Genomic DNA, 23211 nt, shown 5'->3' with positions numbered 1-23211 from the left:
GGCGGGGCGGCCACGATACCGGTAAACAAGCCGAACCCGCGCGCGCCTGCGCACGGGCTTCCTCCTTCGTGCAGGAGGACAACGAACCCAGATGGAAAGATTGACGACATGAGCGACCTCAACAGCGAACCGCAGGACCTGCAACAGGAAGAAAACGCCCTCATCGCCTTGCGCAAGGAAAAGCTCGCCGCCGAGCGCGCCAAGGGCCAGGCCTTCCCCAACGACTTCCGTCGCGACAGCTACTGCAACGACCTGCAGAAGCAGTACGCCGACAAGACCAAGGAAGAGCTGGAAGCTGCTGCGATCCCGGTCAAGGTCGCCGGTCGGATCATGCTCAACCGCGGTTCGTTCATGGTCATCCAGGACATGACCGGACGGATCCAGGTCTACGTCAACCGCAAGACCCTGCCGGAAGAAACCCTGGCCGCGGTCAAGACCTGGGACCTGGGCGACATCATCAGTGCAGAGGGTACGCTGGCCCGTTCGGGCAAGGGCGACCTGTACGTCGAGATGACTCGCGTGCGCCTGCTGACCAAGTCGCTGCGCCCGCTGCCGGACAAGCACCACGGCCTGACCGATACCGAGCAGCGCTACCGCCAGCGCTATGTCGACCTGATCGTCAACGAGGAAACCCGCGAGACTTTCCGTGTCCGCTCGCAGGTGATCGCGCACATCCGCGGTTTCCTGGCCAAGCGCGACTTCCTCGAGGTCGAGACGCCGATGCTGCAGACCATTCCCGGCGGCGCGGCGGCCAAGCCGTTCGAGACCCACCACAATGCCCTGGACATGCCGATGTTCCTGCGCATCGCGCCGGAGCTGTACCTCAAGCGCCTGGTCGTGGGTGGCTTCGAGAAGGTCTTCGAGATCAACCGCAACTTCCGCAACGAAGGCGTCTCGACCCGGCACAACCCCGAGTTCACCATGCTCGAGTTCTACCAGGCCTATGCCGACTACAAGGACAACATGGACCTCACCGAGGAACTGTTCCGCGAGCTGGCGCAACTGGTGCTGGGCAGTACCGATGTGCCGTACGGCGACAAGGTGTTCCATTTCGGCGAGCCGTTCGCTCGTCTGTCGGTGTTCGATTCGATCCTCAAGTACAACCCCCAGATCAGCGCCGCCGACCTGCAGGACCTGGACAAGGCCCGCGAGATCGCCAAGGGCGCTGGGGCCAAGGTGCTTGGCCACGAAGGGTTGGGCAAGCTGCAGGTGATGATCTTCGAGGAGCTGGTCGAGCACAAGCTGGAGCAGCCGCACTTCATCACCGAGTACCCCTTCGAGGTATCGCCGCTGGCCCGTCGCAACGACCAGAACCCCAATGTCACCGATCGCTTCGAGCTGTTCATCGGTGGTCGCGAAATCGCCAACGCCTATTCCGAGCTCAACGATGCCGAGGACCAGGCCGAACGCTTCCTGGCCCAGGTGGCCGAGAAGGACGCGGGCGACGATGAGGCCATGCACTACGATGCCGATTTCGTCCGGGCCCTGGAGTACGGCATGCCGCCGACCGCTGGTGAAGGCATCGGCATCGATCGCCTGGTGATGCTGCTGACCAATTCGCCTTCGATCCGCGACGTGATCCTGTTCCCGCACATGCGTCCGCAGGCCTGAGCCGTTTGAAAAAGCCGCCCGCGAGGCGGCTTTTTTCCATGTCGGTTCGACTGCCCAGCCAGGCGTGTCCGCACACCCTGGCTGGTGATCGACTTCGCTTCGCCATGACACGCCATGAGCCAAGAGGTTTGCGCAAGTGACATCCGCCATCGTCCAGCAGGGCGCCGCCGGCATCGCCACGGCCGTCGCCGAAAGCGTCCAGTACCAGGGGCGCAAGACCAGTCGCCGGGGCAGCGAGCAACGACGCCAGCAGATCCTCGATGCCGCCATGCGCATCGTCGTGCGCGATGGCGTGCGGGGCGTGCGCCATCGCGCCGTGGCGGCCGAAGCCGGGGTTCCGCTGTCGGCTACCACCTACTACTTCAAGGACATCGAGGACCTGCTCACCGATGCTTTCGCCCAGTATGTGGAACGCAGTGCCGCCTACATGGCCAAGCTCTGGAGCAACACCGAGATCGTGCTGCGCCAGTTGTTGTCCCAGGGCGATGGCAGCCCGCGCTGGCGCGCGACACTGGCCGATGAGGTGGCGCGCATGACCGCCGACTATGTCACCCGACAGTTGCAGACCCGTCGCGACTTTCTGCTGGCCGAACAGGCTTTCCGCCAGGAGGCCCTGCTCTGCCCACGGCTGGCCGAACTGGTGCAGGCGCATGAGCAGATTCTCCTGCATGGGGCCCGGCAAATGCTTCAGGTGGTTGGTTCGCGGCAACCGGAACAGGATGCGCTGGTGTTGACGGCCATCATCGAGCAGATGGAATATCAGGGCCTGCTCGCCAGTGCCGATGCACAGGACGATGGGCAGACACTCGCTATCCTTTCCCGATACCTGCACCTGGTGCTGGCCTCGGCGTGAGGCGCGGCCGACCCGCTCGAGGAGAATCGGATGAATGCCTGGCGTGTGCTGTTGAGCTTGTCCTTCCTGTTGCTAGGCGGCTGCCTGGTCAGCTTCGAGACGCCCTTGCCGGCCACCCGGCAGGCGCCGCAAGCCTTGCTCGGCCAGTGGCGCAGCAAGGACGCCTGGGGCGATTCGCTGACGCTGGTCATCAGCCCAGGCGCGCAAGGGGGCTACGAGGCAGTTGCTCGCAGCCCCGGCCAGCAGCCCCGGAGCCATGCCTTCACCGTGCTGCGCCATGGCAGTCGCTGGTACGCCTCCGGTAGAGCACCGCAGCACCTGGGTGGAAACTTCCTGATCGCAGGCTTCGAAATACTCGAAGACGGTGATCTGGTGGTCTATGACCTGGATGCCGAGCAGGTTCGCCAGGCCTTGCAAGCCGGGGAGCTGAGCGGGCGCAGCCGCGTCCAGCCCGGCGAGCAGGGCCAGGGCGTGCTGGTCGACAGCCCGCCGGAACGCGTCCTGGCCTACCTGGACGATCCGGCAAATTCCGACCTGTTCATCGAGGTGGCGCGCTTCCAGCGCGTGCATCGCTAAGCGACCCGACTGAAGGAGTGTGGGGTGGACGAGTATCAGCAGACCATACGAGCGTTGTCCGACCGGATCGTCGCGGCGCAGACCCCGATCCGGGTGCTCGATGCGGTGAAGTGGGACGACAGCATTCGCCAGGGTTTCCTTGACGGCAAGGGCCGCCAGGCGCCTGCCGTGGATCGGGACTACTATCGGTCCCGGCCGCTGTCGTTCGACGCCGGTGCGGTGAAGTCCGAGTTCCAGGGCATCGAGCGCGACATCACCCGGCAGCTGGGGCAGTTCAGCCCGGTCGGCCAGATCATGCGCCGGATGTGCAAGGAATACCGCATGGTGGTGCGCATGCTCGAGGCACGTGGTACCGACGATTTCGGGCTCATTTCGCAGGAGCTGTATGGCGCCGCCTCCGATGCCTTCCATGCCGGCGACCCGACATTGGCTGACCTGGGGCTGATGCTGTCGGATTACCTGGACAATATCGACGGCCGTGGCGACCTCAAGGACGAGCCGAAGAACCTGAGCGCCAAGGAGGCGGTGCAGATCTTGCAGGGCCGCCTGAACAAGGTGTTCGGCGAGGCCGAGGAAACCATTCGCGTGTTCGAGTCCGATGGCATCGTCGCCGACGCTGCCGCAGGTGCCGACTATATCAAGGTCCGCGCCGACGCCATGTTCAACAGTCGTGATGTCCGCGCGCTGGAGGTGCACGAAGGGCTGGTGCACGTGGGCACCACGCTCAACGGTCTGAGCCAGCCGATCTGCACCTTCCTGTCCAAGGGCCCGCCTTCCTCGACAGTCACCCAGGAGGGCCTGGCGATCCTGATGGAAGTGATCGCCTTCGCCTCCTACCCCAGCCGCCTGCGCAAGCTGACCAATCGTACCCGGGCCATCCACATGGTCGAGGAAGGCGCGGACTTCATGCAGGTCTATGACTTCTTCCGCGAGCAGGGCTTCGAACTCTCCGAAAGCTACACCCATGCCAGCCGGGTATTCCGCGGTTCGGTGCCGGACGGCTTGCCGTTCACCAAGGACCTGTCCTATCTCAAGGGCTTCATCATGGTCTACAACTACATCCAGCTGGCGGTCAAGAAAGGCAAGCTCGAACAGATCCCGCTGCTGTTCTGTGGCAAGACCACCCTGGAAGACATGCGAACCCTGCGTCAACTGGTCGATGAAGGGCTGGTCGAGCCGCCCCGCTACCTGCCGGAGCAGTTCCGCGACCTGAGCGCGCTTTCGGCCTGGATGTGCTTCTCCAACTTCCTCAATCACCTGAGCCTGGATCGCATTGAAGCGGACTATTCGAACATTCTCTGAAAGGCTGCGTGGCCTGCTGGCCGGACTGGCCCTGACGGTGCTGGCCGGCTGCAGCAGCGTACTGTTCTATCCCGAGCCTGGTCAGCCGTTCACGCCCGAACGCGCCAGGCTGGCATTCCACGAACTGGCCTTGACCGCTTCGGACGGTACCCGCCTGCACGCCTGGTGGCTGCCCGCCAAGCCCGGTGTCGAGGTCAAAGGTACGGTCCTGCACCTGCACGGCAACGGTGGCAACATGGCCTGGCACCTCGGCGCCAGCTACTGGCTGCCCGAGCAGGGCTACCAGGTGCTGATGCTCGATTACCGCGGCTATGGACTTTCCGAAGGCAAGCCAGGGCTGCCACAGGTGTATCTGGATATCGAGGCGGCCATGGATTGGCTGGACGAGGCGCCGCAGGTCCAAGGCAGGCCGCGGGTGCTGCTGGGCCAGAGCCTTGGCGGAGCGCTGGCGATCCATTACCTGGCCGCTCATCCCGAACAACGCAAGCGCTTCGATGCGCTGGTCTTCGACGGGGTCCCGGCCAGCTATCGTCAGGTCGGGCGCTTCGCCCTGGGCACCGCCTGGCTGACCTGGCCATTGCAGGTTCCACTGTCGCTGCTGGTGCCAGACGGCGACAGCGCGATCCGCTCGATCGAACGCCTGGACACCCCGCCCAAGCTGTTCTTCCACAGCATCGACGATGCGCTGGTACCACTGGACAACGGGCTCCAACTGTACCGCCACGCACCGCCGCCACGGGTTCTGCAACTGACCCGCGGCAATCATGTGCAGACCTTTGCCGATCCGACCTGGCGCCAGGTCATGTTGCGCTTCCTCGATGATCCTGGACATTTCAATGGTCTGCGTCGCCTGGCCGAAATGCCGAACTACCCTGCCCAGGACGATCGACCATGACCTGCGAGCGTAACGCCATCCCCCTGGTCCTGACCGGGATCGGCAGCATCGTCGCCACGGTGGCGGCGCTCTGGTACTACGGCTACGTGCATTTCGCCAAGCCGCAAGACGCCCTGTTGCTGGCTGACTTCACTCTGCTCAAGAGCGTCCCTGGGGTGGACTACAAGCTGTCCCTGGAGCCGGCGCCACAGCAGGCGCGCTGCATCGATGGCGTGCTGGTGCTGTTCGACCTGCGCCAGAAGGGCTTGAGCGGAGTGCTGGTGGACGAACGCAAGCGAGCCATCCGCTGCCTGGGAGAGGCAGTGCCGCGTTCGACGCAGTGAAGCATCGCTGAGGCGAACCAGCCAAGGCGCTGTGTCAAAGCGATCCGGCACGCATGGCTGACGCGAACCCCAGAACGGAAAACCCCGCCACGAAGGCGGGGTTGCGATCAGCACGGCAGACTTAGTGGGTCTGGCTGGCCGAACGTGGCTGCACCGGCTGGTTGTCGTTGGAGATGGTCACCTCCACGCGACGGTTCTGCGCGCGCCCGGTATTGGTGGCGTTGTCGGCTACGGGGTATTCCTTGCCATAGCCTTGTGCTACGACGCGGGCCGGGTCCACACCGGCCCGCACCAGTGCCATGCGCACGCTGTTGGCGCGACGCTCGGACAGGCTCTGGTTGTAGGAGGCCGAGCCGACGCTGTCGGTGTAGCCTTCGACGATCACCTTGCGCTCAGGGTTTTCCTGGAGGAACTGGGCCAGCTTGGTGATGTTCGGGAAGGCGCTGCTCTTGAGTTCGGACTTGTTGAAGTCGAACAGCACGTCGCCGAAGGTGACCAGGGTGCCGCGCTCGGTCTGCTTGGCGTTCATGCTTTCCTGAAGCTTCTTGATCTGCGCATCGCGGGCATCCAGGCGGGCCTGGGCGCGCTGGGCGGCGGCGTTCTTCAGTTCGCCTTCGGCGGTGCGCAGGGCGATGGTCTGCTTGGCCACTTCGACGCGCTGGTTGGTCAGATAGGCAAGCTGGTCGACCTTCTTCTCATCCTCGCGGTCCATGTAGGCCTTGTCAGCCTTGTTCAGCCAGTCCTGTGCATCCTTGGTTTCGAGGGCTGCCACCTTGCTGGCCTGAGGATCGCTCTGCAGCGCCGAGAAATTGGTACGGGCCGACTCCAGGTTCGGATTCGGCTGGTGGGAACAGGCAGCCAGACCGACGCTCAGGGCCAGCAGGGCGGGGATCATGACATGTTTACGCATAGTGATTCATCCTTTATCGATAACGATTGCACGGGTCGGCGGCGGGCTTACTGAGCGCTGCGCAGGCCTTCCTCACGCAGCTCATTCACACCCTGGCGAGCGTCCTGCACGGCCTTCTGCGCCTTGGCGGCCTGGGCCTTGCGCTCGGCGACACGGGCGTCCCACTCGGCCTGCTCGGCCAGGCGCTTGGCCTCATCGTACTTCTTGTCATGCATGGCGATTTCGGCCTGCTTGAACTTGTCCTGTGCCGCTTTCATTTCAACGGCTGCGAACTCGGTGCCGCCTGCGCTCACTGCCGAGTTGACCGCCGACTCGGTGACGGCGTACTGCTCGGTGGGCGGGTTGCCGGCGCAGCCGGCCAGCAGCAGGCTGCTGCCAAGGGCCAACGCGGCCAGCTTGACCCCGCGCAGGTGAGTGGTCGAAGTTTTCGCGGTGCGGGTCTTCATGGTGGTCAACTCCATTGGAACACTCCTGATGAACGACGATGTCCGTAGTAGTCCATCGGTGTCTCCCTGCCATTACAGGCTCGGCTCGAATGCCGCGGACCGCCCGTGGTTGCAGGGTTTTACCGTGATGGCTATTGGCTGTGACCGGGTCGTTTTTTGAATAGTTCAGATAAATTTGCACGCTAAAATTATTTTTTTCTGACTAATCGGTCAGTGAGTTGGACCAGGAACTTTCAGGCCCTCGGAGGGTATTTCCCGAAATTTCCACAGGCACTTCGAAGTGTCTGGTTCAGTGATGATCGTCCTCGCCGGTACTGCTCAGCTCGTGCAGATGACGACGTGAAAGGGCAAGGAACCGCGGGGTCGGGCCGACATCTTCGTACAAGGGATCACCTTGCTCGTCGGTGGCGATCACCTTGTCGCCCTTGACGTACGGGAAGCTGGCTTCGAGCTCTTCCAGGGCAGCGCCGACCAGTTCGCCCAGCAACTCCTCGGCGCGGCGCCTGGGATACATCTCGGCCAAGGCTGCCAGGCGCGCCTGGGACTCGAGGTCCAGGTGCAGGACATGTCCGGTCGGGCTCAGCTTGCCCTTGGCATCCTCTTCCCAATGTCTTGCGAGTTCGCGGATCTTCATGATGGCCTCTGGCAGATGGGTTGATCGATACGCTTGAGACGATCCGTGCGCGCCTTTAGTTGCCTTGCCCTGGCCCTGCGCCTTGAAAGGCGCGTCTGCACGGGCCAATCTGAAGCCTGAGCGGGTTCCTGGAGTGGAGAAGCCTGATGACCGATATCGATCTGCGTTTGCGAGAGGATGTGCATCTGTTGGGCGAGCTGCTCGGCGAAACCATTCGCCAGCAGCATGGCGAGGCATTGCTGCAGAAGATCGAAGCCATCCGTCACAGCGCCAAGGCTGATCGCAGCGGGGCGGTGGAGCAGCTGCGCGACACCTTGAACGATTTGCCCGAGCAGGACCTGCTGCCGGTGGCACGGGCCTTCAACCAGTTCCTCAACCTGGCCAACATCGCTGAGCAGTACCAGCTGGTCCGGCGGCGTGATCCCGACCAGCCGGCGCCATTCGAGGCGCGTGTGCTCGGCGAGCTGCTGTCACGCCTGCAGCACGCCGGGCACGCCCCGGACAGTCTGGCCACGCAGCTGGCGCAACTGCAGATCGAACTGGTGCTGACCGCGCATCCTACCGAAGTGACCCGACGCACACTGATCCAGAAATACGATGCGATCGCCGCGCAGTTGGCAGCGCAGGATCATCGCGACCTGACCCCGGCCGAGCGCGAGCAGGTGCGCGCGCGGCTGCACCGGCTGATCGCCGAAGCCTGGCATACCGAAGAAATCCGCCGCCAGCGGCCCACGCCGGTGGATGAAGCCAAGTGGGGCTTCGCCGTGATCGAGCACTCGTTGTGGCAAGCCGTGCCCAACCATTTGCGCAAGGTCGATCGCGACCTGTTCGAGCGTACCGGCCGCCATCTGCCGCTGGACGCGGCACCGGTGCGCTTCGCTTCCTGGATGGGCGGGGACCGCGACGGCAATCCCAACGTGACGGCGGCAGTGACCCGCGAGGTGCTGCTGCTGGCGCGTTGGATGGCAGCCGACCTGTTCTTGCGCGACATCGATCAGCTGGCCGCTGAACTGTCGATGCAGCAGGCCAGCCCAGCCCTGCGCGAGCAGGTGGGGGACCGGCCGGAGCCCTACCGCAACCTGCTCAAGCAGCTGCGCGAGCGTTTGCAGGCGACCCGCAGCTGGGCCCAGGCTTCGCTGGCCGGCGCGCAGCCGCAGGCTGTCGGCGTGCTGGTCGACAACCAGGAACTGATCGCGCCGCTGCGCTTGTGCCATGAGTCGCTGCATGCCTGTGGCATGGGCGTGATCGCCGATGGGCCCTTGCTCGATTGCCTGCGTCGGGCCACGACGTTCGGGCTGTTCCTGGTGCGCCTGGATGTGCGCCAGGACGCTGCGCGACATGCTGCCGCGCTGGCCGAGATCACTCGCTATCTGGGGCTTGGCAGCTATGACGAGTGGGACGAGGAGCGGCGCATCAGCTTTCTCCAGGCTGAACTCGAGGGACGCCGTCCACTGCTGCCGCCGCATTTCCAACCCGAGGCCGACACCGCCGAGGTGCTGGCTACCTGCCGGGAAATCGCCGCCGCGCCGGCCGCCTCACTGGGCTCCTACGTGATTTCCATGGCCGGCGCGGCCTCCGATGTGCTGGCCGTGCAACTGTTGCTCAAGGAAGCAGGACTGCGCCGGCCGATGCGCGTCGTGCCGTTGTTCGAGACGCTGAACGACCTGGACAACGCCGGGCCGGTCGTACAGCGTCTGCTCGACTTGCCCGGATACCGGGAAACGCTGGCCGGGCCGCAGGAAGTCATGATCGGCTATTCCGACTCGGCCAAGGATGCCGGCACCACCGCGGCAGCCTGGGCCCAGTACCGCGCCCAGGAACAACTGGTGCGTATCTGCCGCGAACACCAGGTCCCGCTGTTGCTGTTCCACGGCCGTGGTGGCACGGTCGGTCGGGGCGGTGGACCTGCCCATGCCGCGATCCTCTCGCAACCACCCGGATCGGTGGCCGGGCGCCTGCGTACCACCGAGCAGGGCGAGATGATCCGTTTCAAGTTCGGCCTGCCACAAATCGCCGAGCAGAACCTCGACCTCTACCTGGCCGCCGTGCTGGAAGCCACGCTGCAGCCGCCTCCACCACCGGAACCAGCCTGGCGCGAGCTGATGGACCAGCTCGCCGAAGATGGCCTGCGCGCCTACCGCAAGGTGGTACGCGAGCATCCCGACTTCGTCGAGTATTTCCGCCAGTCGACCCCCGAACAGGAGCTGGGCAGCCTGCCGCTGGGCAGTCGCCCGGCCAAGCGCCGCGCCGGCGGCATCGAAAGTCTGCGGGCGATACCCTGGATCTTCGGCTGGACCCAGACGCGGCTGATGCTCCCGGCCTGGCTGGGCTGGGAGAGCGCCCTGGGCAATGCCCTGGCACGCGGCCAAGGCGAGCTGCTGGCGCGAATGCGGGAACGATGGCCGTTCTTCCGCACCCGTATCGACATGCTGGAGATGGTCCTGGCCAAATCCGATGCCGAAATCGCCCAGGCCTACGACGAACGTCTGGTGCAGCCTGAGCTACGCGCGTTGGGCGCACAGCTACGCGACCTATTGTCGCAGTCCTGCCAGGTGGTGCTGCGCCTGACCGGGCAACCGGTGCTGCTGGCGCACAGCCCCGAGACCTTGGAGTTCATCCGTCTGCGCAACACCTACCTTGACCCGCTGCATCGTCTGCAAGCTGAACTGCTGGCGCGCTCGCGGGCTGGCGAGGCCGCTCTGGACAGCCCGCTGCAGCAGGCTTTGCTGGTGACCATCGCCGGGATCGCGGCCGGGTTGCGCAATACCGGCTGAGGCCTGCGCGATGACCGGGGAGGTAACGCAAGCGTCAGCTGGCAGACCGGTCCGGCAGCGGGTCGCACCGCTCGAGCCGCGCCTGCGCGACCTCCCCAGGTCGCGCAATCCTGCAACTTTGGGACGCTTGTCTGGCTGACGGGCGCTGTGTATCTTGAGCAGCCTTTTGGCCGATTCATGGCCATGACCCGTATATCCGGAGTTGGCCCAGAGCGCCGAATCCATCGATTTGCACAGAAAAAAATGAGGAGCACGAGATGCGCGTAATTCTGCTGGGAGCTCCCGGGGCCGGTAAAGGTACTCAGGCAAAGTTCATCACCGAAAAATTCGGTATTCCACAGATTTCCACCGGCGACATGCTGCGTGCCGCGGTCAAGGCCGGTACCCCGCTGGGCCTGGAGCTCAAGAAAGTCATGGATGCCGGCCAGCTGGTTTCCGACGACCTGATCATCAGCCTGGTCAAGGAGCGCATCGCCCAGCCTGATTGCGCCAATGGCTGCCTGTTCGACGGCTTCCCCCGCACCATCCCGCAGGCCGAGGCCATGGTCGCCGCCGGTGTCGACATCGACGCGGTGATCGAGATCGCCGTCGAGGACGAAGAGATCGTCGGCCGCATGGCGGGCCGCCGCGTGCACCTGGCTTCGGGCCGCACCTACCACGTCCAGTACAACCCGCCCATGACCGAGGGCAGGGATGACGTTACCGGCGAGGAGCTGATCCAGCGTGACGACGATCGCGAAGAAACCGTTCGCGAGCGCCTGGCGGTCTACCACAAGCAGACCAAGCCGCTGGTGGACTTCTACAAGGCCTTGTCGGCCAGGCAGGGCGGCAAGCCGCGTTGCGAACGCATCGAAGGCGTTGGCTCGGTCGAATCGATCACCGCCAAGGTGCTGCAAGCCCTGGGCTGACCTGAGGTTGCGTCACGACGGCCCGCTTGCGGGCCGTCGTCGTTTATACTGCCGCTCTTTTCCCCTTTGTCTGGATACTTGTTCGATGACCACCCTGCTGGCCCTGGATACCGCAACCGAAGCCTGCTCCGTCGCCCTGCTGCATGACGGCGAGATGACCAGCCACTATGAGGTGATCCCGCGTCTGCATGCTCAGAAACTGCTGCCGATGATCAGCCGGTTGCTAGGCGATGCCGGTGTCGCCATGGGCCAGCTCGATGCCATTGCCTTCGGTCGAGGCCCCGGCGCCTTCACCGGCGTGCGTATCGCCATCGGTGTCGTGCAAGGCTTGGCGTTCGGCCTGGACCGCCCCGTGCTGCCGATATCCAACCTGGCCGCGCTGGCCCAGGGGGCATTGCGCGAGTACGGCATGCAGCAGGTCGCCGCGGCCATCGACGCGCGCATGGACGAGGTCTACTGGGGCTGCTATCAGGCGCGCGAAGGTGAAATGTGCCTGCTTGGCCAGGAAAGCGTGCTGCCTCCGGAGCATGCGCTGCTGCCGCAGGGCTGCGCTGGCCAGTGGTTCGGCGCAGGCACGGGCTGGAGCCATGCCGAGCGTATCGGCGCGCCGGTGAGCGCCTGCGATCCGGCCCGCCTGCCCGCGGCGCTGGATATCCTGAGTCTGGCCAGCTTCGCCTGGGCCCGTGGCGAAGCGGTCGCCGCCGACCAGGCGCAGCCGGTATACCTGCGTGACAACGTGGCCACGCCCAAGCTGCGCTGAAACTTGGCGACAAGGCGATAAAACCTTTTAGGCCCATTGTGGTCCAGTGTTTATCAGGACATTGGTGAAGCCTGCCTGATACTGCTAGATTGCATTCAATGGTCCTGGTGCTCACCTCATGCGTATCGATGGTTTCTCGTCACATTCCTACCCGATCAAGCGCACGCCGCGAAAGCCTGTCGTGCTCGACGAGAGCGTGGAGGATGTCGAGCTGACGCAGGAGCAGATATTCCAGTCGGCGCGTGGCGCCCGGCGCAATGGTGGCCTGCCCGCCCAGGCGTACGACCTGCCGCATCCGCGCCCTCGCGATCGCAAGACCGCCACGGCGCTGGCCAGCTACCTGGCCACTGCTGGTTTCAGCGATTGGGAGACCGAGGTGCTGGGACTGGACCTGTACATCTGAGCCATGACAGCCAGGCTTCCTTATTTTCTCGGCTGTCCTTCCTGGAGCGAGCCGGCCTGGCGCGACTACTTGTATCCGGCCGATGCCCGCAGCAATGATTTTCTTGCCCTGTACTGCCAGGTGTTCAACGCGGTCGAAGGCAACACGACCTTCTATGCCAGGCCGGCACCGGCCACCGTGGCGCGCTGGGCTCAGGTGATGCCTGCCGGGTTTCGTTTCACCGCCAAGTTTCCGCGTGACATCAGTCACGATGGCGACTTGCGCGCGCAGGTCGAACCGGCCCATGAGTTTCTCCGCCTGCTGTCTGCGCTGGGTCAGAGAGTGTCGCCGCCCTGGCTGCAATTGCCGGCAACATTCGGTCCCTCCCGGCTTGGCGAGCTCGCCGAGTTCCTCGACGCGCTGGGCGTGCCGATCGCCGTCGAAGTGCGCAACGGCGCTTTCTTCGCCCGAGGCGAGGAGGAGCGGCGCCTGAACCGGTTGCTGCACGCCCGTGGCGTAGAGCGAATCTGCCTGGATCCGCGAGCGCTGTTCAGTTGCGTATCCAGTGATCCCGCGGTGATCCACGCGCAGTCCAGAAAGCCCCACGTCCCACCCCGTCCAGCGGCCTTCACCGAGCATCCTCAGGTCAGGTTCATCGGGCATCCGGAACTGGAAGCGAACGATCGGTTTCTCAAGCCATGGGTCGCCAAGGTCGCCCATTGGATCGAGGAAGGCCGGGCGCCCTATGTCTTCCTGCACACGGCGGACAACCGCCTGGCTGCTGCCCTGGCGCAGCGCTTCCATCGTCAGCTGGGCCAGCGTTTGCCGGGTCTGCCGGCGCTGGATGAATTGCCGCGTCCGCCCGAGGTCGAACAGTTGGGCCTACTCTGAGCGCCCGCTACCTGCCGGAGATGTGACCATGGATGTGCAAACCCTGCGAGCCGAGGCCTTCAAGGCCCTGCATGAGCGTGACGAGGCGTTCGTCATCGCCAACCCTTGGGATGCCGGTTCGGCCAGGCTGTTGGCCAGCCTTGGCTTCGAGGCCCTGGCCAGCACCAGCGCGGGTCTTGCCTTTGCCCTGGGCCGGCCGGACGCCGAGGGGGCCTTGGGTCTGGACGAGACCCTCGCCAATGCCCGCTCGATCGTCGATGCCACGCCATTGCCAGTGGCCGCCGACCTGGAGAATGGCTACGGCGATAGTCCCGAAGACTGTGCGCAGAGCATCCTTCGTGCCGCCGAGGCAGGCTTGGTCGGTGCTTCGATCGAGGATGCCAGTGGCCGCCCCGAGGCACCGATCCATGACCTGGGGCTGGCCGTGGAGCGTATCCGGGCAGCGGCCCAGGCAGCTCGCAGCCTGCACTTTCCGTTCATGCTGTGTGCTCGCGCGGAAAACCTGCTGCATGGACGCCTGGACCTGGACGACACCATCCTGCGTCTGCAAGCCTATGCCGAAGCCGGCGCCGACGTCGTCTACGCACCGGGGCTACGCGAGGCGGAGGAGATCCGGGCCGTGGTCCAGGCGCTGGCGCCCAAGCCAGTCAATGTATTGATGGGCCTGGCAGGCGTGCCGCTGAGTGTCAACCAGTTGCAGGACCTGGGCGTGCGCCGTATCAGCGTCGGTTCGTCGCTGGCTCGCGCGGCCCTGGCTGGCCTGCAGCGCGCTGCGCTGGAGATCCGCGAGCAGGGCACCTTCGGCTATGCCGAACAGGCCCTGCCGTTCGCCCGGCTCAACGACCTGTTCCGGCGCTGATTCGGCGTGCGGTTGCTGCCCGTGCTGCTGCTTGGCCTGCTGGCGGCCGCTGGGGTCGCCTGGCAAATGGGCTGGCGCCCGCCAAGTGCCTGGAACCCATGGGCGGTGCTGGATGTACGCCAGCCACCGAACCTGTTGACGCGCTACAAGCTGGCCCGTCTGCGCGAGGATCCGGCGTTATGTCGCCAGGCGCTGGAAACCTCGTCGCTGCGTTATCGAGCGCAGGCCGACAGCCCGGACAGCGCGCGCTGCCCCTTGCGGAACGTGTGGCGCATCGAGGCAGGCCAGGCGCGCCTGAGCAGCAGCTTCCTGGCCACCTGCCCGCTGGCCGTGGCCTATGCGCTGTTCGAGGAGCACGGCCTGCAACCCGTGGCGCGCCGGGTGTTCGGGCAGCCGGTGGCTCAGGTCGATCACCTGGGCAGCTTCGCCTGTCGTAATGTCTATCATCGCAAGCAGGGTCGATTGAGCGAGCACGCCACGGCCAATGCTCTGGATATCAGCGGTTTTCGTCTCAAGGATGGCCAGCGCATCGTGCTGGCGCGGGACTGGCAGGGCAGCGCAGCGAAGGCCGAGTTCCTCCGGCAAGTCCAGCAGGCCGCCTGCGAAAGCTTCGGCACGGTGCTGGGACCTGACTATAACGCGGCTCACCACAACCACTTCCATGTCGACATGGGACGCTGGAAAATCTGCCGCTGAGCTCAGGCGCAGGCCCGCAGGTTGTTCAACACCACCGGCCGGGCCCAGTGCAGGTCGAAGCGCATGTCCGCCTGCTGGTGGGCCAGGGTCGCTTCATCGAACGGTTCCGGGGCCTTGTCCAGCAGTTCCAGCTCGAACTCGGCGATAGGTAGCGGCAGCGGGCGTGGCTCGGGGGCAGGGCCCGGCTGCGGCAGGGCTTGCCCCTGGCCCATGACCACCGGGCGCCGCCAGCTGATGTCCAGGTCGAGCTGACGCTGCTGTGCTATCAGCTCGGCTGCGTCGAAAGGCTCGGGCAAAGGTTCGAGCAGCTCAGCCTCGAACTCGGCCTTGGGCAGGAACAGCGGTTCGGCTGGGCGCACTTCACGATCGAGGACCTGGCACATGCGTTGGGTCTTGATCAGCGTCAGGGCCTGCGTGCCGCCCAAGGGTTCACCCGTGTCCTGGTCATGCAGGGCTGGCGAAGGCGGATCCTGTTCCTGGGCCATGCCTGGTCGTTCGGCCAGCGCCCGAGCGAAGAAGTCCGGCCACAGCTGGCTGACCCCTCCCAGTACCTGGGTATTGTGACGACCGTGGTTGCCGACAGGCGACAGGTAGGTCAGGCCGATGGAAATGTTGTCCGACATGGCAGTGGCGCGTGAGCGGCCCGGCAGAATAGGCGATACTGGCTGTATCGGCCACGGCCGAGGTTTCATTAATCTTTCGGATGCAGGCAAGATGGGCGAGCAAGCACGCAGCACGGGGATCAGGGTCGAGGCCCTGTCGGCGCACTTCCAGGATCAGGCCCGGGATTGGGCAGAGCGACTGGGCCTGCCGCTGCAGGATGACCAGGCCGAGTTAGCCCTGCAGGTTGGCGCCGATGGCTTGCAGATCCAGCAGCTCGGCGTAGGGGCGCCAGGGCCGGTGCGTGTGGATTTCGTCGAGGGTCAGGCGGCTCATCGGCGCCTCTATGGTGGCGGCAGCGGCCAGATGATCGCCAAGGCGGTTGGCCTCGCCCAAGGTATTCGCCCGATCGTGCTGGATGCCACTGCAGGCCTGGGCAAGGACGCCTTCGTGCTGGCCAGCCTGGGTTGCAGCATGACCCTGATCGAACGCCAGCCGCTGGTCGCGGCCTTGCTCGAGGATGGACTGGCCCGTGCCCGGGCCGATGAAGGCGTGGGCCCGATCGTCGAGCGCATGCGCCTGTTGACCGGCAACGCCATCGAGCGCATGGGCACCTGGGAAGGCGAGCCTCCCCAGGTGATCTATCTCGATCCGATGTTTCCACATCGCGACAAGAGCGCCCTGGTGAAGAAGGAGATGCGCGTGTTCCGCCCGCTGGTGGGCGACGATCTCGACGCGCCGGCCTTGCTGCGTGCCGCCCTGGCCCTGGCCAGCCACCGAGTGGTGGTCAAGCGACCACGCAAGGCACCGATCATCGAAGGGGCCAAGCCCAGTCACAGCCTTGAAGGCAAGTCGAGCCGCTACGACATCTATGCCCGGCGCAAGCTCTAGCGGCCGACGATTCGCAGCCGAGGTGTGGCAGCGCCGGCATCTGCGGATGTGCTGGGTCCTGAATGCGCCAGGCAGCAGTCAAGGGCATCTGCCTGTGCCTGGCCTGGCCGTTTCAGAGTATTCCAAAGACTTTCTTGGCCAGGCTGGTCGCCGCCTGGGCGGGGTTCTGCCGGATGCTCTGCTCCTGCTTGGCGATCATTTCGAACAACCCATCGAGTGCCTGTTCGGTGACATAGCTTTCGACATTGGCAGTCTTCGCATCGATCACGCCCAGCGCCGCGGCCTGGCCTGCGAAACTGTTGTATTTCTGCGCCACCCCGACCTTGTCGGTGGCGGCCTTGACGATCGGCAGAAACTTGGCGCGGATCTGCTCACGACTGCTCTTGTCCAGATACTGGGTAGCCGAGTCCTCGCCGCCAGCGAGAATGCCCTTGGCATCGGCCACGGTCATCTTCTTCACCGCGTCGACCAGGATCGCCTGGGCTTGCGGCACGGCGGCCTCGGCGGCCTGGTTCATGCTGTTTTCCAGGGCTTCGACCTGGGCGCCCTTGCCGAACATCTTCATGGCTTTGGCGGCCTTGCCGAGGTTGCCCGGCAGTTCGATGCGCACTTGCGGGTTGTCGCTGAAGCCACCTGGAGTGCCGAGCTGCTCGACCGCTATCTGGGCGCCTTGGATCAATGCGTCCTTGAGTCCACCAGCCGCTTCGGTCTGGGAAAGGTTGCCCAACGACAGCGCCATGACGCTGGTGGAGAGGGCCAAGCTGATGCATAGGGCGGTAAGGCGCATGGAGCGGCGAATCATGAGGACTTCCTTGCGGGAACGAATGAACGATCGCCAGCGTACCGGATCGGCCCGGATTCGCACAGGCAGATCGGCGCTTGGTTTCAGGTCGCCGACCGCTGGATGACGATCCTGCCCTGGTGCGTCCGGTCGACCTCTGGCCCCGTACCTGATGACCAGGGCGAGATCCAGACGTCGACCTCGACGGTTCATGGCGTCAGGTTGCCGCCTTGGATGCCTTCGATCGATGCCTGGCCGGGCGTCAGGTTGCCGCCGTGGATGCCTTCGATCGATGCCTGGCCGGGCGTCAGGTTGTCGCCGTGGATGCCTTCGATCGATGCCTGGCCGGACGTCAGGTTGCCGCCGTGGATGCCTTCGATCGATGCCTGGCCGGACGTCAGGTTGCCGCCGTGGACGCCTTCGATCGATGCCTGGCCGGACGTCAGGTTGCCGCCGTGGATGCCTTCGATCGATGCCTGGTTAGGCGTCAGGTTGCCGCCGTGGACGCCTTCGATCGATGCCTGGCCGGACGTCAGGTTATCCCCGTGGATGCCTTCGATCGATGCCTGGTTGGGCGTCAGGTTGCCATCATGGATGCCGGTAACCGGGGTGGCAGGAACGTCATTTTTCATGGATGGATCTCCGTTACGGTGAGTTCAGGAAAGCAGCGAGGCCAGCCTGAACGCACCGCTGCCGGCATGGCAGCTGGAAAAGCTATGCCAGGGGCAACGTCTCGGACGTATCGCCACGCATGGTTGCCACCTGCCGGATCGACAGGCGCAGTTCCGCCGAGAGCACACGCTTGGCCACGCCTTCGGCCAGGTCGCCGAGCTCGGCATGATGGCCCAGCTTGCCAGCCTCGTCCGGCCTGACCACGCCCTGGCGCAACAGGGTCTGGATGAAGTGCCGGAACAGTGCCTTGTCGAAGAACTCCGGTGCGTTGAGCCCATGCAGGATCGACAGGCGCTGGGCCATCATCACGCACAGGTTCTCCAGTCCCTCGGCCGTCAGGCTGTGCTGGCCGCTGTCGAGCAGCAACGAAGTCGCCATGTAGAAGCGTTGCAGGGTCTGGGTGATCGCCCTGGCCAGCAGCGTCAGCAGGACGAACTGTCGGGAGCTTGGAGCCGGCCGCAGGTAGATACCGTCTTCCTGACGCAACAGGCCTTGCCGGGTCAGGGCGTCGAGCCATTGGTCGATGACTTCGTCCAGCTGCTGCGGCTCCCAGCGCAGGAACAGCTCGGCCTGCAGATAGGGATAGAGCGCGCGCACGTACTGGCCGATCTGCTGGCGATTCATGCGCGAGCTGCTCATGAAGAAGCTCGCCAGCAGGGCCGGCAGGGCGAAGATATGCAGGACATTGTTACGGTAGTAGGTCATGAGCACGGCGTTGGCTTCATCCAGGTAGAGGATGCGACCAAGGGCATCGCTCTGCTCGGCAAGCAGGTCCATGCCCTTGACGTGGTCGATCAGCGCCAGCGCATCGCCATCCGGCAGGGTGGCATGCGCTGAATAGGGCACCTGGCGCAACAGCGCCAGATACAGGTCGATCACCCGTACCAAGGCGCGTTCGTCCAGTGCCAGGCGGCTGGTGGACAGCAGTGCCAGGGCGACCAGGTTGACCGGGTTGATCGCTGCCGCTTCGTTCACGTGGCGAGCCACCGTCTCGCCCAGCTGCGTGGTGGCGTCGTTGAGCCAGGCAGGGCGGTACTCGGGGCCCAGGTCCTGGGTACGCCAGTCCGGCTGCTGCCGGTCAAGGAAATGGGCCAGGCGGATCGGCTCGCCGAAATTGACATACACCTCGCCAAAGCGCTGCTTGAGTGCTCCGATGACTTTGAAGATGTCGAATATCGACTCCTTCTTCTTGCTTGCCCCGCGCAGCTCGCCCAGGTAGGTACGGCCTTCGAGCACCCGCTCGTAGCCGATGTACACCGGCACGAAGACGATCGGTGTACGCGAGGAGCGCAGGAAGCTGCGCAAGGTGATGGCCAGCATGCCGGGACGTGGCTGGAGCATCCGCCCGGTACGCGAGCGACCCCCTTCGACGAAATACTCGACCGGGAAGCCCTTGCTGAACAAGGTATGCAGGTACGCGTTGAACACCGCGGCGTACAGTGGGTTGCCCTTGAAGGTGCGGCGCATGAAGAACGCCCCGCCGCGACGCAGCAGGTTGCCGACCACGGGCATGTTCAGGTTGATCCCGGCGGCAATGTGCGGCGGAGTCAGGCCATTGCGGAACAGTAGGTACGACAGCAGCAGGTAGTCGATATGGCTGCGGTGGCAAGGCACATAGATCACTTCGTGGCCTGGGGCGATGTCCCTGACCTGCTCGATGTGGTTGACCTTGATGCCATCGTAGATCTTGTTCCAGAACCAGCTGAGTACCACTTCCAGGAAGCGGATCGCGGTGTAGGTGTAGTCCGAGGCGATCTCGTTGGCGTAGCGCAGCGCCTGGGCTTCGGCCTTGGCCAGGGAACTCTTGTCGCGCTCGGCCTGCTCGGCGATGGCCTGGCGTACCAGCGGATCATGCACCAGGCCCTTGACCAGGTGCCGGCGATGGGAAATGTCCGGGCCGATCACGGCCGTCCTGAGGTTGCGCAGGCGCACACGCAGCAAGCGCTGCGCCATGCGCACGGTGCGCGCCTGGTCCTTGCCGTGCTCCAGCAGTTGGCGAACCGGCATCGGTTCGGAAAATTGCACGCGGGTCTTGCGCCCCAGCACCAGGATCGTCAGCAATCGGCGCAGGCGACCCGTCACCGCCCAGCTGTCGGCGAACAACAGCTTCCAGGGGCTCGACTCGCTATCGGGTGACTGGCCCCAGAACACGCTGACCGGAACGATCTGCACGTCCTCTTCGGCATGCTGGCGTACGGCCTCGATCAGCCGTTGCAGCGTCGGTGGCGCCCCGCGTTTGTCCTGCCGCCCAAGCCAGTCGGGTTCGGGGGTCAGGTAGAAGAAAGCCGCGGGCTCATGGTGTCCGGCCAGCACCACAGGCAGCACGGGTCGCGGCAGCCCCCTCCTGGTGCACTCGTGGTCGAGCACTGCCAGGTCGCTGAGCGAGGGCGAGGGTAGCGCGTAGATCACCGGGCGGCTGCGGTCGAGCTTGGGAACGATCGATGACGGGTTGATGGTTTCGGAGCGCACCCACAAGTACAGCAGGCGGCGCAGCGCGCTGAACAAAAGGCGGCGCATGGGGGAACGGGTCATCGGATGCGGGCTCGTGCTGTGAGGATTCGAGAAGATTGCCGAGCGCAAGTCTGCCGTATACGGTCGAGTACGGCAAAAGTCTGCAGGTCATGAAAATTTATTGTGCCGTGTCATATACTCGGTCCGCAGCTTGCAGGATATTTCCTCAAGCCGCATGGGCGCCGGCCATCCCCGCGCCTGCAAGGCGATCTTGAAAACAACAATCTGGAGTAGTGCAGATGTCGTCTCGTGAGACTGGGAATGTAAAGTGGTTCAACGATGCCAAGGGCTACGGCTTCATCCAGCGTGAAGGCGGCGCGGATGTCTTCGTCCACTATCGGGCAATCCGCGGCGAAGGGCATCGTACCCTGGTCGAAGGGCAGCGGGTCGAATACGCGCTGGTCCAGGGCCAGAAAGGCCTGCAAGCCGAGGACGTCCTCGGCCTCTGAAGCCGCCGCAACCACAAGCGGCAAGCTCCAAGCCAACCGAGGTGTATCACCAAATCCGATCAGCTTGTAGCTTGCCGCTGGGTGAGGACGTCAGCCGCCGGTGCGCCAGGTGATTTCCTGCTCGCCGTCGGCGCTGACACGTATCCAGCGGTCGGCGTCCTCCTCGCCTTCTTCCTCCACCCACCCACCAGGGGCGCAGCGCACTTCCACCTGCAGCGCGGCATGCGCGGCACGGGCGCAGGCGATATCGTCGGCCCATGGCGTCTGGTCGCTTTCCAGGAACAGGCTGTTCCATTTCCCCACGGCATTGGGTACCCAGGTGACCGGAATGTTACCGGCAAGGCATTTCCAGGTCTTGCCTTTCTGCTTCCATTCGCCGCAGGTGCCCACTGCCTGGGTGAGCCAGGTGGTCACCTGTTGCTGGGTCACATCGCTGTCCTTGAGGTAGATCTCGATATCAGGCTGGCGCATTTCAGGCTCCGGTGTGCTCAATCTTGACGCACGAAATAGTCATAACGCATGGAAACGGTCACTTCGAACGGCTCTGGCTGGTCGATCACCCGCGCGCGCCGTTCAGCGCTGGCACGCCAGCCATGGGGCGTCATGGCCAGCAAGTCGGCGCGCGCCTTGGCATCTGCCAGTGCCAGACGCAATTGCAGGGTCTCGCCGTGGGCGTGGGACATGCCAGGCGGCACCAGGGCCAGGTGCTTGTCATCGGCATACGGACGTACTTCATCGTAGAGTACCTGGCGCAGCTCCATCAGGTGGCCGCTGGTCGGGCCGACCCGCATCAGGCCACCCCCAGGGGCGAGCAGGCGCAGGGCCTCCTGCCAGTCGAGCGGACTGAACACGCTGGCGATGAACTGGCAGCTGGCATCGGCCAGGGGTACGCGTGCCATGCTGGCCACCATCCAGGTCAGCGTCGGGTCGCGCCGACAGGCACGCTTGACCGCCTCGCGGGAAATGTCCAGGGCATAGCCGTTGGTGCGCGGCAGGGCCTGGGCGATGCGGGCCGTGTAATAGCCTTCGCCGCAGCCGATATCCAACCAGCTGTGTGGCTGGCGCTCGGCAGCCAGTTCGGCCAGGCGGTCGGCGACCGGGGCATAGTGACCGGCCTCGAGGAAGTCCCGCCGTGCCTCGACCATGGCCTGGTTGTCGCCTGGCGCGCGGCTGTTCTTGTGCTGCACCGGCAGCAGGTTCAGGTAGCCCTGACGAGCGCGGTCGAAGCGGTGGCCGGCCGGGCAGGCCACGCCATTGTCGAGCCGCGTCAGCGGTGCATGGCAGAGTGGACAGGCGAGCATCAGGCGAGCAACCGTACCAGGGTCTGGTAGTAGATCTCGGTCAGCAGGTCCAGGTCGCTGGCCAGGATACGTTCGTCGACCTGGTGAATGGTCGCGTTGACCGGACCGAGTTCGACCACCTGGGTACCCAGGGTGGCGATGAAGCGCCCGTCGGAAGTGCCGCCACTGGTGGAGGGCTGGGTGTCGCGGCCGGTGACCTGCCTGATGCTGGCCGATACCGCATCGAGCAACTCGCCCGGCTCGGTCAGGAACGGCAGGCCGGACAATGCCCAGTCGATCGACCAGTCCAGCTGGTGCCTGTCGAGGATTGCCGCGACGCGCTGCTGCAGGTCTTCGACGGTGGATTCGGTGGAAAAACGGAAGTTGAACAGCGCGGTCAGCTCGCCGGGGACCACGTTGGTGGCACCGGTACCTGCATTGAGGTTGGAGATCTGGAAACTGGTGGGCGGGAAGAACGCATTGCCCTGGTCCCACTCTTGCGCGGCCAGCTCGGCCAAGGCGGGCGCGGCCAGGTGGATGGGGTTGCGTGCCAGGTGCGGGTAGGCCACGTGGCCTTGCTTGCCACGCACCGTGAGGGTCGCGCCGAGCGATCCGCGCCGTCCGTTCTTGACCACGTCACCGAGCAGGCTGGTGCTCGAGGGTTCGCCGACGATGCACCAGTCCAGCCGTTCCTGGCGGGCGCGCAGGCGCTCGACCACTGCCTTGGTGCCATGCTGGGCGGGGCCCTCCTCGTCGCTGGTGATCAGGAAGGCGATCTTGCCTCGGTGGTCCGGGTAATCGCTGACGAAGCGCTCGCTGGCCACCACCATGGACGCCAGGCTGCCTTTCATGTCGGCGGCGCCGCGGCCGCAGAGCATGCCCTGCTCGTCGACCAGGGCCTGGAAGGGCTCATGTGCCCAGGCCTGGAGCGGGCCGGTGGGTACCACGTCGGTATGACCGGCGAAGCACAGCACCGGACCCTGCTGGCTACCATGGGTCGCCCAGAAATTGTCCACGTCCTCGATGCGCATCGGCTCGAGCGCGAAGCCGGCATCACCCAGGCGCTGCATCATTTGTTTCTGGCAGTCGGCATCGACCGGCGTGACGGAAGGACGGCGGATCAGATCGCAGGCCAGTTGAAGGGTGGGCGAAAGGTCGGCTGGTGCCGTCATGTGCAACTCCGAAGGACAAGGCAGGGCGGGAAAAC

Annotated in this window: 25 protein-coding genes; 15 read left to right on the top strand and 10 right to left on the bottom strand. The window is 64.8% G+C overall.

All coding sequences use genetic code 11. From position 1 onward, the window contains the following. Positions 1-108: 108 nt before the first annotated feature. The 6 genes from lysS (at position 109) to ACY8GK_RS10910 (ending at position 5560) form a co-directional block, all read left to right on the top strand. On the top strand, positions 109-1611 hold the full coding sequence (lysS, locus tag ACY8GK_RS10935) for a lysine--tRNA ligase (protein ID WP_196177706.1): 1503 nt from the start codon (positions 109-111) through the stop codon (positions 1609-1611). 148 nt (positions 1612-1759) lie between these two features. Further along, complete coding sequence (locus ACY8GK_RS10930) at positions 1760-2464, top strand: TetR/AcrR family transcriptional regulator (RefSeq protein ID WP_196177881.1); 705 nt, start codon at positions 1760-1762, stop codon at positions 2462-2464. A 30-nt stretch (positions 2465-2494) separates the two neighbouring features. Then, complete coding sequence (locus ACY8GK_RS10925) at positions 2495-3040, top strand: hypothetical protein (protein ID WP_196177704.1); 546 nt, start codon at positions 2495-2497, stop codon at positions 3038-3040. Between the two features lie 24 nt (positions 3041-3064). Then, positions 3065-4342 carry a flavohemoglobin expression-modulating QEGLA motif protein gene (locus ACY8GK_RS10920; protein WP_196177701.1) on the top strand — a complete coding sequence of 426 codons (1278 nt, stop codon included), beginning with the start codon at positions 3065-3067 and terminating at the stop codon, positions 4340-4342. Next, positions 4314-5237, top strand: a complete 924-nt coding sequence (locus ACY8GK_RS10915; RefSeq protein WP_196177699.1) for an alpha/beta hydrolase — start codon at positions 4314-4316, stop codon at positions 5235-5237. The genes ACY8GK_RS10920 and ACY8GK_RS10915 overlap by 29 nt, the downstream gene beginning before the upstream one ends. Further along, a complete protein-coding gene (locus tag ACY8GK_RS10910) occupies positions 5234-5560 on the top strand; it encodes a hypothetical protein (protein WP_196177697.1) in 327 nt (108 codons plus the stop codon). Before ACY8GK_RS10915 ends, ACY8GK_RS10910 begins: the two co-directional genes overlap by 4 nt. 121 nt (positions 5561-5681) lie before the next feature. On the opposite strand, the gene ACY8GK_RS10905 is transcribed toward ACY8GK_RS10910, so the two are convergent. From ACY8GK_RS10905 to ACY8GK_RS10895, 3 genes are all read right to left on the bottom strand, one after another. After that, the gene (locus ACY8GK_RS10905) at positions 5682-6470 is read right to left on the bottom strand and encodes an OmpA family protein (protein WP_196177695.1); all 789 of its coding nucleotides are present in this window, start codon (positions 6468-6470) and stop codon (positions 5682-5684) included. Between the two features lie 47 nt (positions 6471-6517). Beyond that, positions 6518-6931: a DUF4398 domain-containing protein gene (locus ACY8GK_RS10900; RefSeq protein ID WP_196177693.1), complete on the bottom strand. Its 414-nt coding sequence runs from the start codon at positions 6929-6931 to the stop codon at positions 6518-6520. Positions 6932-7205: 274 nt separating this feature from the next. Next, positions 7206-7550 (bottom strand): pilin assembly protein, encoded by a 345-nt coding sequence (locus ACY8GK_RS10895; RefSeq protein WP_196177691.1) that lies wholly within the window; start codon positions 7548-7550, stop codon positions 7206-7208. A 146-nt stretch (positions 7551-7696) separates the two neighbouring features. Between ACY8GK_RS10895 and ppc the strand changes: the two genes are divergently transcribed. The 7 genes from ppc (at position 7697) to ACY8GK_RS10860 (ending at position 14820) form a co-directional block, all read left to right on the top strand. Then, a complete protein-coding gene (ppc, locus tag ACY8GK_RS10890) occupies positions 7697-10324 on the top strand; it encodes a phosphoenolpyruvate carboxylase (protein WP_196177689.1) in 2628 nt (875 codons plus the stop codon). Positions 10325-10581: 257 nt separating this feature from the next. Continuing rightward, on the top strand, positions 10582-11232 hold the full coding sequence (gene adk, locus ACY8GK_RS10885; RefSeq protein ID WP_196177687.1) for an adenylate kinase: 651 nt from the start codon (positions 10582-10584) through the stop codon (positions 11230-11232). A gap of 85 nt (positions 11233-11317) precedes the next feature. Next, positions 11318-11992 carry a tRNA (adenosine(37)-N6)-threonylcarbamoyltransferase complex dimerization subunit type 1 TsaB gene (gene tsaB, locus ACY8GK_RS10880; RefSeq protein ID WP_196177685.1) on the top strand — a complete coding sequence of 225 codons (675 nt, stop codon included), beginning with the start codon at positions 11318-11320 and terminating at the stop codon, positions 11990-11992. A gap of 118 nt (positions 11993-12110) precedes the next feature. Beyond that, positions 12111-12395, top strand: a complete 285-nt coding sequence (locus ACY8GK_RS10875) for a hypothetical protein (RefSeq protein WP_196177683.1) — start codon at positions 12111-12113, stop codon at positions 12393-12395. A gap of 3 nt (positions 12396-12398) precedes the next feature. Further along, on the top strand, positions 12399-13265 hold the full coding sequence (locus ACY8GK_RS10870) for a DUF72 domain-containing protein (protein ID WP_196177681.1): 867 nt from the start codon (positions 12399-12401) through the stop codon (positions 13263-13265). Positions 13266-13293: 28 nt separating this feature from the next. Continuing rightward, a complete protein-coding gene (locus ACY8GK_RS10865; RefSeq protein ID WP_196177679.1) occupies positions 13294-14124 on the top strand; it encodes an isocitrate lyase/PEP mutase family protein in 831 nt (276 codons plus the stop codon). A gap of 66 nt (positions 14125-14190) precedes the next feature. Beyond that, positions 14191-14820 carry an extensin-like domain-containing protein gene (locus ACY8GK_RS10860; protein ID WP_462403011.1) on the top strand — a complete coding sequence of 210 codons (630 nt, stop codon included), beginning with the start codon at positions 14191-14193 and terminating at the stop codon, positions 14818-14820. A 2-nt stretch (positions 14821-14822) separates the two neighbouring features. Here the strand turns inward: ACY8GK_RS10860 and ACY8GK_RS10855 are convergent, their stop codons facing one another. Beyond that, positions 14823-15443 (bottom strand): energy transducer TonB, encoded by a 621-nt coding sequence (locus ACY8GK_RS10855; RefSeq protein ID WP_196177677.1) that lies wholly within the window; start codon positions 15441-15443, stop codon positions 14823-14825. Between the two features lie 91 nt (positions 15444-15534). Between ACY8GK_RS10855 and ACY8GK_RS10850 the strand changes: the two genes are divergently transcribed. Then, positions 15535-16311: a class I SAM-dependent methyltransferase gene (locus tag ACY8GK_RS10850; protein ID WP_462401267.1), complete on the top strand. Its 777-nt coding sequence runs from the start codon at positions 15535-15537 to the stop codon at positions 16309-16311. A 112-nt stretch (positions 16312-16423) separates the two neighbouring features. Here ACY8GK_RS10850 and ACY8GK_RS10845 read toward each other — a convergent pair whose 3' ends face one another. From ACY8GK_RS10845 to plsB, 3 genes are all read right to left on the bottom strand, one after another. Beyond that, positions 16424-17113: a DUF4197 domain-containing protein gene (locus ACY8GK_RS10845; RefSeq protein ID WP_196177673.1), complete on the bottom strand. Its 690-nt coding sequence runs from the start codon at positions 17111-17113 to the stop codon at positions 16424-16426. 188 nt (positions 17114-17301) lie between these two features. Further along, positions 17302-17724 (bottom strand): hypothetical protein, encoded by a 423-nt coding sequence (locus ACY8GK_RS10840; RefSeq protein WP_462401266.1) that lies wholly within the window; start codon positions 17722-17724, stop codon positions 17302-17304. An 82-nt stretch (positions 17725-17806) separates the two neighbouring features. Further along, the gene (plsB, locus tag ACY8GK_RS10835) at positions 17807-20296 is read right to left on the bottom strand and encodes a glycerol-3-phosphate 1-O-acyltransferase PlsB (protein ID WP_462401265.1); all 2490 of its coding nucleotides are present in this window, start codon (positions 20294-20296) and stop codon (positions 17807-17809) included. Positions 20297-20514: 218 nt separating this feature from the next. On the opposite strand from plsB, the gene ACY8GK_RS10830 reads away from it, so the two are divergent. Then, positions 20515-20724 (top strand): cold-shock protein, encoded by a 210-nt coding sequence (locus ACY8GK_RS10830; protein WP_196177667.1) that lies wholly within the window; start codon positions 20515-20517, stop codon positions 20722-20724. Between the two features lie 90 nt (positions 20725-20814). Here the strand turns inward: ACY8GK_RS10830 and ACY8GK_RS10825 are convergent, their stop codons facing one another. Genes ACY8GK_RS10825 through dapE form a run of 3 tightly spaced genes read right to left on the bottom strand, consistent with a single transcriptional unit; the run spans position 20815 to position 23176 of the window. Next, positions 20815-21195 carry a hypothetical protein gene (locus ACY8GK_RS10825; RefSeq protein WP_196177665.1) on the bottom strand — a complete coding sequence of 127 codons (381 nt, stop codon included), beginning with the start codon at positions 21193-21195 and terminating at the stop codon, positions 20815-20817. A 17-nt stretch (positions 21196-21212) separates the two neighbouring features. After that, positions 21213-22025, bottom strand: coding sequence for a putative RNA methyltransferase (locus ACY8GK_RS10820; RefSeq protein WP_196177663.1), 813 nt, complete (start codon positions 22023-22025; stop codon positions 21213-21215). Continuing rightward, positions 22025-23176, bottom strand: a complete 1152-nt coding sequence (dapE, locus tag ACY8GK_RS10815) for a succinyl-diaminopimelate desuccinylase (RefSeq protein WP_462401264.1) — start codon at positions 23174-23176, stop codon at positions 22025-22027. The genes ACY8GK_RS10820 and dapE overlap by 1 nt, the downstream gene beginning before the upstream one ends. Positions 23177-23211 lie beyond the last annotated feature (35 nt).

It is taken from the genome of Pseudomonas sp. Marseille-QA0332, assembly GCF_054950175.1.
The sequence above is the reverse complement of the archived record's forward strand: the minus strand, read 5'-3'. Positions and strand labels throughout refer to the sequence as shown.